We start from the raw sequence: 13,479 nt of genomic DNA on the forward strand, positions 1-13,479 counted from the left end.
AGCGACTGCGATCCAGAATCCGGGCATCGGCTTGATCAAGGTATCGGACAAGAAGGAATACAGCCAGGTAGGCGAGGTGTTGACCTATACGCTGACGGCGGTGAACACGGGCAACGAGACGCTGACCGATGTAACGATCACTGATCCGCTGACCGGACTGACGCAGAACGTGGGCAGCTTGTCACCGGGCGAGAGCCAGAGTGTGACGACGAGCTACACGGTGACCCAGCAGGACCTTGACAGCGGGCGTGTACTGAACACGGGCACGGCGAGCGGCACGGATCCGAACCAGACGGTGGTGAGTGCGGATGCACAGGCGGTTTCATTTGCTTTAGCAAATCCACAAGTTGAATTGAGAAAAATTGCTGAAGAAAGCACCTTTAGCAAAGTTGGAGATGTAATCAATTACCAGTTGGAAATTGAAAATACCGGAAATATCACCATTCGAGATATTGTCGTTGAGGATCCATTAACTGGTTTGACAGAAGAGATTGAGCAGCTCAATGTTAATCAGACGATCACACTTTCTACCACATATACTATAACTATTGAGGATGTTCAGCGTGGATTCTTTACCAATACGGCTTTTGTAAGTGGCAGCTATTTTGGTTCTGAACTAATTGAAGCTAATGGATTTGCAACCTCTAATTTTATTCCGTTTGAAATCATTGCAAATAATGATGAGTTTGGAGTATTCCCATTGAGTTATGCCGGATCATTAGGCAATGTGTTGAATAATGATTTAGTCGGTGGATCCAGTCCTGATCCGGTAGATATCATTATTGAATTGATTGATGCAGGTGGTTTAGCCGGCGTAAGTTTTGACGATGAAGGAAATCTAATATTGATTCCAGGTCTAAATGAACCGGGTATTTTCCAATTGACATATAGAATCAGTCAGGTTGGATTTGAAACAAATCAGGATGAAGCAACTATCACTGTGGAGTTGGAAGAAGACAGAGTTGATATTTCTGTTCAAAAATCGACTTTGGCAACGGAAATCTTTGAAGGAGATGAATTTGTATATGAGATTTTGATTCAAAACTTGGGAGAGACTCCAGCCAAAGGAGTGGTCATACGGGATGAGTTGCCAAGTGGAGTGCAGCGAATCAGTGAGGAAATTATCCGAATCAGCGATCCTCAAATAGTGATTACACCTGTTGTTTCTGGTAGTGTACTCACTTGGGAAATTCCTTTCCTTCCAAGTGGATCTGAAGTTGTTATTCAAATCAAAGTTAAAGCCGGAGACCCAGGAATGGTAACCAACGTGGTTTCAATCGAATCTGAAGGTGTAGATATTGATATGAGTAATAATCAAGATTCAGTGACAGATGAAATCCGAGCATTTAGAATTACAAATGTGATTACTCCGAATTCAGACGGATTCAACGATGAATTTGAGATCAAAGGTCTTCATAAGTTCACCGAGAATAGATTGGTTATTTTTAACAGATTGGGTGATTCTGTATTAGAAGTAGACGATTATCAGAACAATTGGTCTGCCGAAGGCCTGAGTCCAGGAACCTATTTCTATGTTCTTAAGGCTAAGAATTCTTCCAATGAAGAATTTGTATTTCAGGGCTGGATTCAAGTAATCAAACGTTAAAGTATGAGAGCTATGATGAAATCTTTTTTCCTTCTTGGAATGGTATTGATCCTCTTGAATTCAAGTCTGAAGGCTCAGCAGCTTCCTCAGTTTAGTCAGTATATTTTTAATGGGCTTCATATCAACCCCGGGTATGCTGGGTATAAAGGGGAACCTTACATTCAGTCTACATATCGTAGTCAATGGCTGAATTTCCCAGGCTCCCCTTCTACCTTTTCATTGACAGCAGATTTAAGCGCAAATGAAGGAACGATGGGATTTGGCCTTTCTATACTAAGTGATGAAATCGGGCCCACGAATACTTTTTCGGGAATGCTCACATATGCTTATCGAATACAATTGGGAAAAGAAAGCTTTCTGGGTCTCGGAGCAAGTTTTGGAATTTCAGAATATAAGATTGACGGGAGCCTTTTGGATCCAAACGACCCTAATGATCCAGAAATCCCTGATGGAACTCTGAATATGTTTACACCTAATTTAAATTCCGGATTGTTTTTTCATACTCCTACATTCTACGCTGGGTTTAGTGTTTTCAATATGATCGGTCGCAAATCCTTAGAACGTGAAGACCTCGCGTTGGCATATCATGATTTCCACTATTTCTTGACATTCGGAGCATTGTTTAATATTTCGGATCAGGTAGCCTTTAAACCCAATATTTTATTTAAAGAAGTAAAAGGTGCCCCGACTAATGTGGACACCAATGTGATGTTTCTTTTTTATGAAAGAATATGGCTTGGAGCTGCTTACCGGTCGAATCTTAAAATTTGGAATGAAAACTTGCAAGGCAACCTGTCGAATAGAAATGCTATTGCGGGAATCCTAGAGGTCTTTATGACAGACCGGTTACGTTTGGGCTATGCTTACGACCATAATTTGAATGTTCTTCAAGACTTCAGAAGCAATTCACATGAATTTTCCCTTGGTTTTTACATGATTCCAAGAAAAGCAGTAATGAAAAATCCTCGCTGGTTCTAGATTCTACAAAATAATTAGGTTCCTATCAGCGGCCTCCGCATCATCCAATCCAGCTGCTCATCATTGCCTAGTTTGAAAACATGTTGGTCGAAAATCTGAAATCTGTTTTTTTGGTAAAAATTGATTGCTTTGGTATTCTTTTCCCATACACCAAGCCAGAGCCAATCCAATCCCAGCACCTTTCCTAAATCATAAGCTTGTTTTAAAAGTAATACCCCAATTCCTCTTCCCTGAAAGCCCTTGTCCACGTAGATTCGGGCGATTTCTAAGGAAGAATCCAACGTTTCACTTTGCGCTTTTCCCCAATTGAGTTGAATGTATCCGACCACCTTGTTTTCTAGTTTGACAAAAAAGAATTTGATTTCGGATTCAGTCAGAAGTTGCAAGATTCGTTCTTCGGAAAACTCATCCCGAAGGTAGAGATCCATGTTCTCCGTCGTGTTTTGACTGGCGTAGGTATCCACAAAGCAGGCACGTGCAAAACGATGTAGCATTTTCAAATCAGAAGCTTGAACTTCATGGATCTTGTAGGTACTCATGGAAGCTTAAAAATCTACTTTTTCACAATTACCACTCCCTTACCCAGCATTTTTCGCTCTAAGATCGCATTCAAAGCTTTTGGTGCTTCTTCAAGCGAATACTTTCCTCCGATATGCTGAGAAATCTTTTCTTGCTTTATCCATTGCATCAATTGAGCGATATTCTGAAAACTCAATTCAGGCTCAAGTTTTGAAAATTGCCCCCAAAATACTCCGACTATAGAGCAACCTTTCAGGAGGGGCAGATTCATCGGGATTTTCGGAATTTCCCCATTGGCAAAGCCGACGATGAGATAACGTCCCTTCCAAGCCATTCCACGCAAAGCGGCTTCGGTGTATTTGCCACCCACAGGATCATAGACCACATCCACTCCTTTGCCTTGAGTTAGTTCTTTGATGCGAGCCTTCAGGTCTTCTTTTTGATAATTAATGGTTAGTTCAGCTCCTTTTTCCTTACAAAGAGCCAGTTTTTCCTCGGAAGAGGCTGCTGCGATGACTTTTGCTCCCATCGTTTTTCCCAGCTCTACTGCCGCGAGGCCTACTCCTCCCGCCGCACCAAATACCAGCAAGGTTTCTCCGGGCTGTAGATTTGCACGGTCCTTCAAGGCATGATAGGAGGTGCCATAGGTGTAGAGAGTCGTGGCTGCAATCTCGGAAGGAAGACCAGATGGAAGTTTGAATACCCGGTCGGAATCCACAGCTACCTTCTCTGCAAACCCACCCCAGCCGCAAAGTGCCAAAACGCTATCTCCAACTTGGAAGTTTTTTACTTCGCTACCAATTTCAATAACTTTTCCAGCGACTTCTCCGCCCGGCGAAAAGGGTAATTCAGGTTTGAATTGATATTTGTTTTGGATGATGAGGACATCCGGAAAGTTGACCCCACAGGCATCGACTTGGATCAGTACTTGGCTAGGGCCGGGAGTTGGATCAGGTAGTTCTCCGTATTTGAGGGTTTCAGGAAGTCCAAATTTTTCGCAAATAACTGCCTTCATTGCTTTCTGTATTTTTTGTCACTGAGAAAAGGTCGGTGGAAAATAGGCATTTCCTCCCGAATCAGATAATTTTGGGGACATTCAACAAAGTAAGCTCATGTCAGTCAATCAAATAATCCAAGAAAATAAAGATCGATTTTTAAACGAACTCCTCGACCTATTGAGGATTCCTTCCGTCAGTGCCGACCCTAAATTCAAAGAGGATGTTTTCAAAGCAGCCGAATTTGTAAAAGAGAGTTTGGAGAAGGCAGGTGCGGATGTGGTCGAAATTTGCGAAACCCCAGGCTATCCGATTGTTTATGGGGAAAAAATCATTGACCCCAATCTTCCCACTGTTCTTGTTTACGGACATTATGATGTGCAGCCGGCAGATCCTTATGAGCTTTGGGATTCTCCGCCTTTCGAGCCAGTGATCAAAAAGACGGCAAATCATCCTGAGGGAGCGATTTTTGCCCGAGGCTCGGCTGATGACAAAGGGCAGTTTTACATGCATGTGAAAGCTTTTGAAGCCATGATGGCAGCAGGTGATTTGCCCTGCAATGTCAAATTTATGATTGAGGGTGAAGAGGAAGTGGGCTCTGACAATCTGGAAGGCTTTGTTTTGGCTAACAAGGAGAAATTAAAATCTGACGTCATTCTAATTTCAGATACGCATATGATCTCCATGCAAGATCCTTCGATCACAGTAGGGCTCCGTGGATTGACTTACATGGAGGTGGAAGTAACTGGCCCCAATAGAGATCTGCACTCAGGTACATATGGAGGAGCTGTCGCAAATCCTATAAATGTTTTGGCCAAGATGATTGGTTCGCTGAAAGATGAAAATGAGCATATCACCATACCGGGCTTTTATGACAAGGTGCAGGAACTGACTGCTGAGCAGCGTAGTAGATTGAATGAAGCTCCTTTTGACTTAGAAGAGTACAAGGCCAAGCTTGAAGTCGATGAAGTTCATGGGGAGAAGGGCTATACGACGATTGAGCGCGTGGGAATCCGGCCAACTTTGGATGTCAATGGAATCTGGGGAGGTTATATCGGTGAGGGTGCGAAGACCGTCCTCCCTTCCAAAGCTTACGCAAAAATTTCGATGCGATTGGTGCCGGATCAGGACTGGAAAGAGATTGCTAAACTTTTTGAAGATCACTTCCGCTCTTTGGCACCAAAATCCGTGAAGGTAAAAGTGAAAAGTCATCATGGAGGTTCACCAGCGGTCGTGTCGGACACTTCCGTAGGATACAAGGCTGCTGAAGCTGCCATGGAAGAGACTTTCGGAAAGCGACCCATTCCTACTCGGGAGGGTGGTTCCATTCCGATTGTAGCGCTTTTCCAGAAGGAATTGGGATCTGATCCCATTCTTTTCGGTTTTGGTTTGGATACAGATGCGCTTCATTCACCCAATGAGCATTATGGGGTTCAGAATTATTTCATAGGAATTGAGACTATTGCAGCCTTTTTCCGATACTTCCGTCAGATGAGTCAATCCTAATTGCGAACTATCTTTCCTTCATTTTCCTTTTCTATGCTAACCTGATAGCTTGGTATGAATCAATTTTCCATTTGGCTGAAAAGCATTTTGCTAGTTGGGCTCTTTTCGGTCAGCTTCCTTGCCAAAGCCCAGATAATCTCTCCACCAGAATGGACTGTGAGTGTTTCACCTGCTCAACCCAATGCCGGAGAGGAGGCTGTCTTACGATTGGAGGCAAAAATTCCGATTGGTTGGTATATCTATGGGACTGGATTCGATCCGGATTTAGGCCCTTTGGTGACGACTTTAATTATGGAAGATTCCGAGAGTTTTGACCGAATTGGCAGTTTGCAGGAAGTAGATGCCAAGGAGAAATATGATGAAATTTGGGAAGGAGATATTACCTATTTCATGGGTTCTGGACTCTTTGAGCAAAAAATCTTAGCCAAAAAATCAGGAACTATCCAAGGTGTATTGGAATATCAGATGTGCTCTGACCTTACAGGGCAATGCATCAATTATGAAGAGGATATCTCCATTTCACTGACAGTGCCTGGAGGCGAAATTCTTTCTCCCGAAAATGCATCGGAGTCGACTTCCGTCCAAGAAGAGGATTCAGATGCCACTGACTCTTCCCAAAATGCTTCGGACCTATTCAATTCGGTAGATTCAGGTGAATCTAGTGGGATAGAAGATTCTGAAGTCCAGGTGAGTTTTGAACCGGAGGGCGATGTGGAAGAAAGTCTTTGGGGCTTTATGATTTTGGCTTTTTTGGCCGGACTTGCTGCGCTGGTAACGCCTTGCGTCTTTCCGATGATTCCTATGACGGTGAGTTTTTTTACCGGAAGGGCAAAATCGAAAGCCGCCGGAATCCGAAATGGATTTATTTATGGCCTCTCAATCATTGGAATTTATACCATAGCCGGTACTGCAGTGGCAGCCATTCAAGGACCTGAGTTTGCCAATTGGCTGGCCACTCATTGGCTTCCGAATTTATTCTTTTTTGGAATATTCATCTTTTTTGCTCTGGCATTTCTGGGATTATTTGAGATTACCCTTCCATCGGGCTTTGTCAATAAGATGGATGCCAAATCAGAAAAAGGAGGCTTGATTGGTATTTTCTTTATGGCCTTTACGCTGGTTTTGGTTTCATTTTCCTGTACCGGTCCGATCGTCGGGTCGATTTTGATCTCATCTGCTGGAGGAGAGTTGATCAAACCGGTTTTGGGAATGTTCTCTTTCTCCTTAGCATTTGCGATACCATTTACCCTTTTTGCGGTCTTCCCAGGATGGATGAGTAGCCTTCCTAAGTCCGGCGGTTGGCTCAATTCGGTAAAAGTGGTTTTAGGATTTTTGGAATTGGCTTTAGCCTTCAAATTCCTGTCTATTGCAGACCAGGTTTATCATTGGGGGATTTTGGATCGGGACGTATTTTTGGTGATTCATATCGTGATTTTCTTTGCTTTAGGACTGTATTTGCTAGGTAAAATCAGGCTTCCTCACGATTCTCCTTTGGAACATTTAGGCGTACCTAAACTTCTACTGGCTTTATTCAGCTGGATGATCGCCTTGTATATGATCCCTGGGCTTTGGGGTGCTCCTTTGAAGTACCTAAGTGGGTATTTGCCGCCACTGACTTCACAGCAGTTCAAGGTTGGGGGTTCGGTTGCTGTGGCAGATGATGCAGGATATGCTTTGGATGAGTCGGTCAAATACGCAGATTTGCTGGAGATCCCTCATGGGATCAAAGGTTACTTTGATTATGATCAGGCACTCAGAGCAGCCAAGGCTGCGGACAAACCCCTATTGATTGATTTTACGGGGCATGGCTGTGTGAATTGCCGGAAGATGGAAGAGAATGTATGGGTGGACCCGGAAGTCTTGAGACGATTAAAGGAGGATTTTGTGATGGTGGCGCTCTACATCGATGAGCGATTGGAGCTTCCTGAGACTGAGTGGTACACCTCCGAATATGACGGGAAGGTCAAAAAAACGCTGGGTAAACAGAATGCTGATTTTCAGATAACACGCTTTCAGAATAATGCTCAGCCTTATTATGTGATTTTGGATCATGATGAGGAACTTATCACAAAACCCAGGGCCTACGATACGGATGTACAGGCTTTTGTGGAGTTTTTGGTTGGGGCAAAAAAAGAATTTGAGCGGAGGAAATGATTGATTTTAAACCGAGCTTGTGAAAATTCAGGAGTCTTGAAAAAAAATCCCGCACGAGGCGGGAATGTTTGTTCTCTAAAGGGCCGGTAAGAAGTACCGATTGAGTATGGGTTCGTGTGTTTTTCCAAACATCCGATAACACCAATCTCGAAACTCCATCAACTCAGCGGGTAAAATAAGTCTCAGGCCCTTGCGCAGTTCTTTCTCGAAAAGATATCTCGAGAAACTCACTTTCTGCAAAATGGTCTTTACATATTCTATCATAGCTAAAAGAGTTTAAGGTTAATTAAGAGATTTATTTACCATACGGAGGCTTTTCCTCCGTTGTTGCGTAAAATAAGCTACCCTGATTGGGATTAATCCTTAATTTCGCAACCATGACTAAAACGCTACTAACTTCTGTTTTGGTATTCGTCCTTTCCTTTTTTGCTGGGAAAGTTGTAGCTCAAGAGGTTACTGTTGAGCTAGGGTCTGATCAAATTGGGCTGAATGAAACATTCACCATTAAAATAAGTGTAGCCAACGAAAAAATCAAATCCTACGATCAATTTCCTGACATACCGGGATTCCAAAAACAAGGGGTTTCGCAGTCATCCTCCATGAATGTGATCAATGGGCAAGTAACAAGCTCCAACAGTATCATTCAGTATTACAAGCCTACTAAAAAAGGTGAGTTTCAGTTGCCTTCCTTTTCTATCAATATCAATGGGCAAAATTTCGATTTCCAAGGAAAAAAGATTACGGTAACTGATGCTGTGTCCAATCAAGGCGGTGGACGAAGTGGTGGGCTTTTCGACCCCTTCTCCGATTTTTTTGGGAGAGCTGAGGAGGAGCCGGAATACATTGAACTGGATGATGAAGCTTTTTTCTCTGTAACAGTAGATAAGGAGGAAATCTACGCCCGAGAAGGTTTTACCGTAGCTTTGGCTTTCTACATGTCAGAGACCAATCAAGCTCCTTTCAATTTCTACAAGCCAGGAGAGCAGTTGGATAAGGTCTTGAAACAAATCAAGCCTTCAAATGCCTGGGAAGAAAATTACAACATCACCAATATAGAACCAGAGCAAGTCACGATCAATGGCAAACGCTGGGTACGATACAAGGTCTACGAGGCTACATTCTTCCCATTTTCCGAAGGCACGATAGAGATCCCAAGTATTCCTTGGGAAATGATCAAATACCGGGTTGCCCGCAATCCATCTTTCTTTGGGGCAAGCAGACAGGAAGATTTCAAGACCTTTTACTCCTCTCCAAAAACTGTGACAGTGAAGCCTTTGCCTCCGCATCCGCTACGTAATGAAGTGGCTGTAGGACAGTTCCAACTTCGGGAAAATATCACGGACTTGGAGGTCGAAACTGGACAAGGCTTTAATTACAATTTTGGGGTGACCGGTGTAGGAAATATCAACTCACTTCCTGCTCCGAAACTCATTTCTGGTGCAAACCTCAATACCTATGACCCGAATGTCCGGCAGCAAATCAACCGCGGATATGGAAGAGTTTCGGGGATCAAGGAATTTTCTTATTACCTGACAATCAATGAGCCTGGTGATGTCAATCTAGCCAATCATTTCGAATGGATTTATTTTGATCCGGAGCAAGCAGCCTATGATACGCTCAAGCCAGCTGCACAAATCCGGGTCGTAGGCGAGAGTAAGACCAATCAGGCGATTTCAAATCAGCGACTGGGAGGGGTCTATGACCGGATAGGCACGGAGGATAATGAGTTTTCAAACGAGCGATATAAATACTATTTTGGCACCGCCATTAATGTACTCCTGCTAGCAGTGCTGATACTACTGGCAATCATTATACTTCGTAAAAACAATGGGTAATTCATTTGGAAAGCTTTTTAAGATCACCACTTTCGGGGAGTCTCATGGCAAAGCTTTGGGCGTGACTATAGAAGGATGCCCGGCGGGACTAGCTATCGATGAGGAATTTATCCGGCAGGAAATGCAACGTCGAAAGCCAGGGCAATCCAAGATCACTACCCAGAGACGAGAAGAGGATGACATCGAGATTCTTTCTGGGGTTTTTGAGGGAAAAAGCACTGGTACTCCAATCGGGATCGTGATCCGAAATGCTGATCAGAAGAGTAAAGACTATTCGCATATTTCGGATAAATTTCGCCCTTCCCATGCAGATTATACCTATTTTGAAAAATATGGGCTTCGTGATTACCGCGGTGGAGGCCGAAGTTCAGCAAGGGAAACAGCTGCAAGGGTAGCGGCAGGAGCTATCGCCAAAATGCTATTGAAGGCTAAAGGAATTTCCGTTCAGGCCTATGTCTCTCAGGTTGGAGACTTGACTTTAGAAAAAAACTATCAGGAGCTGGATCTTAGTCAGACCGAAAATAATATCGTTCGTTGTCCAGATCCAGAAATTGCAGAGGAAATGATTTCGCTGATTGACTCTGTTCGAAAAGATCGAGATACCATTGGAGGAGTGATTTCTTGTGTCATTCAAAATACCCCTCCCGGCCTTGGTGAACCGGTTTTTGATCGTTTGCATGCAGAGCTGGGCAAGGCAATGCTCAGTATCAATGCAGTCAAGGGGTTTGAATATGGTAGTGGCTTTGAAGGAGTAAAAATGCGTGGCTCCCAACACAATGACAGTTTTGTCAAAGAAGGAGATCGTGTGCGCACCACAACCAATCATTCTGGAGGTATTCAGGGTGGAATCAGTAATGGGGAAGACATTTATTTTCGGGTAGCTTTCAAGCCGGTGGCAACCATTATGCAGGATCAGGAATCTGTTAATGAGTCAGGAGAAAATGTCACTGTTTCGGGTAAGGGTAGACACGATCCTTGTGTAGTTCCAAGAGCTGTTCCTATCGTAGAGGCTATGGCTGCCTTGGTCATAGCAGATTACTTATTATTAGCAAAAAGCGACAAAATTCAAGATATATAAACCCAAGCTGGATGAAGAAGAAAATACCCTTGCACACCAAAATCATCATAGGATTGGTCCTTGGACTGGTTTTTGGATTGGTAGTGATCAAAACCGATATCCCCAATTCATTTACACTCGATTACATCAAGCCAGTTGGGACTATCTTCATCAATGCTCTAAAAATGATCGCGGTACCGCTGGTGTTGGCATCTTTGATCGTAGGAGTTTCCAATTTGGGTGATATTTCCAAATTAAGCCGAATAGGAGGTAAAACTATTGCGACTTACCTGATCACCACAGTGGTGGCTATCTCCACAGGGTTGATCTTGGTCAATGTTTTTAAGCCTGGTAAAAGTTTGCCGATCGAGACTCGTGAGAATCTCATGAACATGTATGAAGGTGATGCTGGAGCTCGGGTCGGTCAGGCTGCGCAGCTTCAGGAGCAGAGTCCTCTGCAACCACTGGTAGACATCGTACCCCAAAATTTCTTTCAGGCAACCACGGATAATGGAGCGATGCTTCAGGTTGTTTTCTTCGCTATCATTGTGGGAATTGCGCTTCTTCAGATCCCAAAGGAAAAGGGGAATCCAGTCATCGCTTTCTTCGATGGCTTCAATGATGTGATCATTCAGATCGTCAATTACATTATGATGATTGCTCCTTATGGTGTTTTTGCCTTGATGGCATCACTCATCGTAGAGATAGCAGGAGACAATCCCGATTCGGCTGTGGAGTTGCTTTTGGCCTTGTTGAAATACAGTTTGGTAGTGACGGGAGGCTTGCTGTTGATGGTAATGGTTGTCTATCCGATGATTTTGATTTCCTTCACTAAGGTGAAGTATTTGGATTTTTTCAAAGCGATTCGGCCTGCACAGCTTTTGGCATTTTCCACGAGTTCCAGCTCTGCGACACTACCAGTCACCATGAAGCAGGTCGAGGAGGAGATTGGGGTATCGGAAGAGGTTTCCAGCTTTGTGTTACCACTTGGAGCCACGGTGAATATGGACGGAACCAGTCTTTACCAGGGAGTAGCGGCAGTTTTTATTGCTCAGGCCTTGGGAATGGATTTGACCCTTACTCAGCAGTTGATGATCGTTTTGACAGCTACCTTGGCATCGATTGGCTCGGCAGGAGTTCCGGGGGCGGGCTTGATTATGTTAATTATCGTGTTGGAATCAATTGGAGTGCCTGCCGCAGGTATTGCCTTGATTATTGCTCCGGATCGAATTTTGGATATGTTTAGGACGGTGGTCAATGTCACAGGTGATGCTACCGTTTGTACCATCGTGGCCAGTACAGAGGGAGAATTACCGGATGGGTTGATCCGAAAAGGTAATCCGCTCACACCAAACGAATAAGATATAGAAAGTTTCAATCGAAAGGTCAGGCTAAAACTAGTCTGACCTTTTGTCTTTTGTGACAAAAGACAACGAATTCAGAAACTTATACCTTATTTTTGCGCTTGAAAAAGCCAAATTACCCTATGCGCCAATCCTGGTGGAAAATTCTGGCCGTTGCACTTCTTCTGTACACGATCACTGCAGGCCTACTGATGGATGTACCCCGATTACCCATTTTGAATGAAACGATTCGGGCATTGCATTTCCATGTGACCATGTGGTTTGGGATGATCCTGATGCTGATGGTTTCGGTTTACTACAGTGTGCGATATCTCAGAAGCAATGATCTTCGCTTCGATGATCTAGCCATCGAGTTTACCAATGCGGCGATTCTATTTGGAGTTTTGGGAATCATTACTGGAATGCTCTGGGCCAAATTTACCTGGGGAGACTACTGGAGTGGCGATCCAAAGCAAAATGCTTCTGCTATCGGATTGCTGATGTATTTTGCCTATTTAATTCTTCGCAATTCCCTGACCGATATGGAGCAAAGGGCCAGAATAGGTGCGATTTACAACATCTTTGCTTTTGCAGCTTTTATCCCGTTGATATTTGTTCTACCTCGACTGACGGATAGTCTGCATCCCGGAAATGGTGGTAATCCCGGCTTCAATGCTTACGATCTTGATTCCAAATTGAGAATGGTGTTTTATCCCGCAATAATTGGATGGACACTTTTTGGAGCTTGGATCGCAACTGTCCGCGTCAGAATGCGTAGGGTGCAAAGAGTACTTGAAGATCAACTGATCAATTCCTGAAAATGAAAAAATACCTCGTTTTATTCCTCCTTTTTGTCAGTTTGCACGTAATAGCACAAGAGAAGATTCCTGTGACTGAGTCGGACTATTCCAACAACAGCGTAGACATGGCTGATAAGATGCGTGAAGATGGAAAAATCTATGTTTTAGTGGGAATAATTGGAATCATCTTCGCTGGAATTACGGTTTACCTTATAAGCACTGAGCGGAAGATTACAAAAATCGAAAAATCTATTACTCAAAAATAAGATGAAGAAAGGACACTTGGTAGGTATAGGCATTATCGCTGTCGCAATTGTGATCATCATGACCTCTATTGGCGATGCGAGTAGCTATGAGACCTTCAATACAGCTCTAGAAATGAAAAAAGATGGCGATGAAAAAGCCATTCATGTGGTAGGGCAACTTAAAAAAGATGCACAGGGAGAAGTTCAGGGCCTTCAAATCCGAGAGGATAAAACCTCATTTACCTTTGTATTGGTGGACAATGAGGGCACGGAGCAAGAGGTCTTTTATAATGAACCTGTCCCGGCCGACTTTACCAGATCTGAATCCGTAGTGGTAATCGGGTCCTACAAAAATGAAGAGATATTTATTGCAGATAAAATCCTGATGAAGTGCCCTTCTAAATATCAGGAGACTGACGTGCAGGCGGCAGGAATGTGAAG

The 13,479-nt window shown here is 43.6% G+C and carries 13 protein-coding genes; 10 read left to right on the plus strand and 3 right to left on the minus strand.

Annotated elements, in window-relative coordinates; all coding sequences use genetic code 11:
• Together G457_RS0111880 and G457_RS0111885 are read left to right on the plus strand one after the other, a co-directional pair.
• Positions 1-1,606: DUF7507 domain-containing protein (locus tag G457_RS0111880; RefSeq protein ID WP_051260812.1), on the plus strand; the 1,606-nt coding region annotated here is incomplete at its 5' end.
• A 12-nt stretch (positions 1,607-1,618) separates the two neighbouring features.
• Entirely contained in the window at positions 1,619-2,584 is a 966-nt protein-coding gene (locus tag G457_RS0111885; protein ID WP_035483826.1) for a PorP/SprF family type IX secretion system membrane protein, read from the plus strand.
• Positions 2,585-2,598: 14 nt separating this feature from the next.
• Here the strand turns inward: G457_RS0111885 and G457_RS0111890 are convergent, their stop codons facing one another.
• Both G457_RS0111890 and G457_RS0111895 read right to left on the minus strand, forming a co-directional pair.
• On the minus strand, positions 2,599-3,123 hold the full coding sequence (locus G457_RS0111890; protein ID WP_026946683.1) for a GNAT family N-acetyltransferase: 525 nt from the start codon (positions 3,121-3,123) through the stop codon (positions 2,599-2,601).
• Positions 3,124-3,137: 14 nt separating this feature from the next.
• Complete coding sequence (locus G457_RS0111895) at positions 3,138-4,118, minus strand: NADPH:quinone oxidoreductase family protein (RefSeq protein WP_026946684.1); 981 nt, start codon at positions 4,116-4,118, stop codon at positions 3,138-3,140.
• Positions 4,119-4,215: 97 nt separating this feature from the next.
• Here G457_RS0111895 and G457_RS0111900 point away from each other — a divergent pair, with 97 nt between their 5' ends.
• Both G457_RS0111900 and G457_RS0111905 read left to right on the plus strand, forming a co-directional pair.
• A complete protein-coding gene (locus tag G457_RS0111900) occupies positions 4,216-5,604 on the plus strand; it encodes a dipeptidase (RefSeq protein ID WP_026946685.1) in 1,389 nt (462 codons plus the stop codon).
• Positions 5,605-5,658: 54 nt separating this feature from the next.
• Positions 5,659-7,758 (plus strand): protein-disulfide reductase DsbD family protein, encoded by a 2,100-nt coding sequence (locus G457_RS0111905; protein ID WP_026946686.1) that lies wholly within the window; start codon positions 5,659-5,661, stop codon positions 7,756-7,758.
• A gap of 75 nt (positions 7,759-7,833) precedes the next feature.
• Here the strand turns inward: G457_RS0111905 and G457_RS0111910 are convergent, their stop codons facing one another.
• The gene (locus G457_RS0111910; RefSeq protein WP_026946687.1) at positions 7,834-8,022 is read right to left on the minus strand and encodes a hypothetical protein; all 189 of its coding nucleotides are present in this window, start codon (positions 8,020-8,022) and stop codon (positions 7,834-7,836) included.
• Positions 8,023-8,135: 113 nt separating this feature from the next.
• Here G457_RS0111910 and G457_RS0111915 point away from each other — a divergent pair, with 113 nt between their 5' ends.
• The 6 genes from G457_RS0111915 to G457_RS0111940 all read left to right on the plus strand — a co-directional run bounded on the left by G457_RS0111915 (position 8,136) and on the right by G457_RS0111940 (position 13,477).
• The gene (locus tag G457_RS0111915; protein ID WP_026946688.1) at positions 8,136-9,593 is read left to right on the plus strand and encodes a BatD family protein; all 1,458 of its coding nucleotides are present in this window, start codon (positions 8,136-8,138) and stop codon (positions 9,591-9,593) included.
• Positions 9,586-10,671 (plus strand): chorismate synthase, encoded by a 1,086-nt coding sequence (aroC, locus tag G457_RS0111920; protein ID WP_026946689.1) that lies wholly within the window; start codon positions 9,586-9,588, stop codon positions 10,669-10,671. Before G457_RS0111915 ends, aroC begins: the two co-directional genes overlap by 8 nt.
• Before the next feature lie 11 nt (positions 10,672-10,682).
• Positions 10,683-12,011, plus strand: coding sequence for a dicarboxylate/amino acid:cation symporter (locus tag G457_RS0111925; RefSeq protein ID WP_026946690.1), 1,329 nt, complete (start codon positions 10,683-10,685; stop codon positions 12,009-12,011).
• A 125-nt stretch (positions 12,012-12,136) separates the two neighbouring features.
• A complete protein-coding gene (gene ccsA, locus G457_RS0111930) occupies positions 12,137-12,811 on the plus strand; it encodes a cytochrome c biogenesis protein CcsA (protein ID WP_026946691.1) in 675 nt (224 codons plus the stop codon).
• A gap of 2 nt (positions 12,812-12,813) precedes the next feature.
• Positions 12,814-13,059: a CcmD family protein gene (locus tag G457_RS0111935; protein ID WP_026946692.1), complete on the plus strand. Its 246-nt coding sequence runs from the start codon at positions 12,814-12,816 to the stop codon at positions 13,057-13,059.
• A gap of 1 nt (position 13,060) precedes the next feature.
• On the plus strand, positions 13,061-13,477 hold the full coding sequence (locus G457_RS0111940; protein WP_026946693.1) for a cytochrome c maturation protein CcmE domain-containing protein: 417 nt from the start codon (positions 13,061-13,063) through the stop codon (positions 13,475-13,477).
• Positions 13,478-13,479: the final 2 nt, after the last annotated feature.

Origin of the sequence: Algoriphagus marincola DSM 16067 (assembly GCF_000429405.1) — a bacterium.
GTDB lineage: Bacteria > Bacteroidota > Bacteroidia > Cytophagales > Cyclobacteriaceae > Algoriphagus > Algoriphagus marincola.